Source organism: Microcella sp. (genome assembly GCF_033763155.1).
GTDB lineage: Bacteria > Actinomycetota > Actinomycetes > Actinomycetales > Microbacteriaceae > Microcella.
The window spans coordinates 1-1,918 of the sequence record NZ_JANRKZ010000256.1; the positions used below are offsets into that span (position 1 = coordinate 1).

General features: G+C 67.5%; 3 protein-coding genes. 1 reads left to right on the forward strand and 2 read right to left on the reverse strand.

Translation table 11 applies throughout. The features are described from left to right. The coding region (locus SFU54_RS11025) for a glycosyltransferase (protein WP_319016322.1) at window positions 1–386 on the forward strand (386 nt) is incomplete at its 5' end. An 18-nt stretch (window positions 387–404) separates the two neighbouring features. Here the strand turns inward: SFU54_RS11025 and SFU54_RS11030 are convergent. Together SFU54_RS11030 and SFU54_RS11035 are read right to left on the reverse strand one after the other, a co-directional pair. Beyond that, the gene (locus tag SFU54_RS11030; RefSeq protein WP_319016323.1) at window positions 405–1,739 is read right to left on the reverse strand and encodes an LCP family protein; all 1,335 of its coding nucleotides are present in this window, start codon (window positions 1,737–1,739) and stop codon (window positions 405–407) included. After that, on the reverse strand, window positions 1,736–1,918 hold a 183-nt coding region (locus tag SFU54_RS11035), incomplete at its 5' end, for an AIR carboxylase family protein (RefSeq protein ID WP_319016324.1). The genes SFU54_RS11035 and SFU54_RS11030, both read right to left, overlap by 4 nt.

Genomic DNA, 1,918 nt, shown 5'->3' on the forward strand with positions numbered 1-1,918 from the left:
ACGCGCCTCTCGACCGTTCGCGCGTGCGTGCGCTGGGCGTGCTCGGTGAGACCGACCTCGCGGTTGCCTACTCGCGCGCAGCAGTCGTAGCGGTGCCGGCGATCTCGGCTGGCTCCGGACTTGTCGCCCTCGAAGCCATGAGCCTGGGCGCGCCGGTCGTGCACTCCGATACGCCCGCACTGCTCGAGGTGTGCAGCGATGCCGGGGTGGTTGTCGCGCGTGACGACGCTGAGGCCTACCCCGAGCGACTGGCAGAGGCGGTGCGGTCGGTGCTCGACGACTCAGCACTCGCGGCCGAGCTGACGGTGCGCGGCCGCGACCGTGCCCGCGCGTTCAGCTGGCGCGACTCGGCTGAGAAGACCTGGCAGCTGCACGCTGACCTCTAGCGCAGCATCCCGACGCCGCTAGGGGGTCGGGGTCGGCGTGGGCCGCGGGGCAACAGCGGTGGCCACGCTCGCGCGCGCCAGCTCAAAGTCGGGCTCGACGTTGTCGATGAACGGCGGGACGAGTTCAAGCCGCACGATCTCGTGGTCTCGTGACAACACGGCGAGATCGCTCAGGACACCGAGCATCGACTGGGGAATATCGGTGCGCACGAGATCGCTCGAGGCCTCTGCAATCGCCTGAAAGCGCGTGAGCACAATCCCGGGTTCGAGCTGACGCAGCATCGCCTCTTGAATGTCACGCTGGTGTTCCATGCGGTCGAAGTCGGTGAGCTCGTAGCGGCTGCGTGCATACCAGAGGGCCGTGTAGCCATCCATGCGCCGCTCGCCTGCCGCGATTTCTCCAACAACCGGGCCACCGTTAATGCCGAGCGTCACCGGCTCGTCGACCGTGACGACGACGCCCCCGAGCGCGTCGATGAGCGACTCGAAACCGGCCATGTCAATGAGCACCGTGAATTGCACGGGTAAACCCGTGACACCCTCAATCGCGTCGCGCATGGCTTCGATCGCGGGCGTGCTGCCCTCTTTCTCGGCGTTGGGGTACAGCTCGGGGTGCTCGGCGGCCCAGGGGTAGAGATACGCGAGCAAACAGTCATCGCCGCAGTCGAAGCCGTTGGGCCACGCCGTCCAGAGCGGCGAATCCTCGCTGAATGGCGCGTTGTATAGATTGCGTGGGATGCCCACCATTGTCACGGCACCCGATGTCGCGTCGATGCTCACGAGCGTCATGCTGTCGGGGCGCAAGCCGATGCGGTCGGCACCGGCATCGCCGCCCAAGAGCAAGATCGTGTAGCGACCGTCGATCGGTTCAACGATGGATCCACCCGCGAAGACGGTGCTGAGCGCATCGCGGCCCACGCCCGTCAGCAACGCTGCATAGCTCGCGGTGCCCGTCGTCAGCACGATGCTGAGCACGGTGACGACGGCGATCGGCAGGCGAGTGCGCGGTGCCGTGCGCACGAGCCGCACGAGGGTGAACGCGTTCACGGTCGTCGCGAGCCACAGCACGGCATAGAAGATGAGGCCCAACTGCACGATCCACAGCACGACCACGTTGGTAGCGAGCGTGAGTGCGGCGGGTCGCCAAAGCCAGAACAACAGCAGAGCAGCGGCGGTGAGCGCCCACAGCGTGAACGTCGAACCCACGGCGAATCGGCCCCAGCGACGATTGCCCGCGAGCAACTGGGCGCTGCCCGGCACGAACAGATTGAGCCCTAACAGCCACCACGCCCGGCGGCTCATGACCTCAGGGTCGCGCGTGTCGGGATGGCGCAGGGGCGAGGTGTGGCTCACGGTGCCGACGGAGCGCCGATCGACGCCTTCAACGCGGCGTTCTTCTCGGCCACGGCGCGTTCGAGTGCGGCGGCAAAGGCGGTGAGGCGTTCGGCCACGGCCGCATCCGTCGACCCGATGATGCGCGCCGCAAGAAGACCAGCGTTGCGCCCGCCACCGATCGAGACCGTCGCCACGGG